At 55.5% G+C, this 630-nt stretch carries 1 pseudogene; it reads right to left on the bottom strand.

Features of this window, described 5'->3' with window-relative positions:
- A pseudogene (locus tag FDX22_RS26515) lies at positions 1 to 497 on the bottom strand (FAD-dependent oxidoreductase); the annotation flags it as partial.
- Between the last annotated feature and the right edge of the window lie 133 nt (positions 498 to 630).

Below are 630 nucleotides of genomic sequence, written 5' to 3'. Positions count from 1 at the left end.
GTGCGCCTTACGGCTGCCCATGTTGGTATAAAATACCAAACCTTTCAGGGTCAGAAATGCCTCGTTCTCACCCCAGGCCACCTGCTGTAATTCAGCGGGTGCCAGCAGCGTAATATCCGCTGAACGCTGCGCCTTTTGCCACAGCGCGTAGTGAATCTCTGAGTTTTCGACAATGTGCCCCAAATGGCTGTAGCCCATGCTCTGGTCATCAAACGCAATACGTCCAAAGCTGTCTTTGTCCCAGACTTCCATGCCGTGGTAGCAGCAAGCGCGACGGGCTACAATGTCGGACCAGACGCCAAGACGGGTCAGCAGTTTTTCGCTGGCGGCATTAATAGCCGATACGCGAAGCTGAGGANAGGAGGTGCATCCGCCGCCAGAGGCTGCGGAACATGTTGTTCTAATACGGCAACGCGTAACCCGCTGCCCTGCAAGCCGCAGGCAACCGCCAGTCCCACCATGCCGCCACCCACAATTGCTACATCAACACTTTGCACTGTTTATACCTCGAAACCTGTAATCCGTAGGCCTGATAAGCGCAGCGCCATCAGGCATTTTTGCGGAGACCCTTGCCGGATGGCGGCTTTGCCTTATCCGGCCTACAGGTCATATTTATCGCGCAACCCAACC

Source organism: Citrobacter sp. TBCS-14 (genome assembly GCF_005280805.1).
GTDB lineage: Bacteria > Pseudomonadota > Gammaproteobacteria > Enterobacterales > Enterobacteriaceae > Citrobacter > Citrobacter gillenii.
Note: the sequence above shows the minus strand (reverse complement) of the source record. Positions and strands in the feature narration are given on the sequence as shown.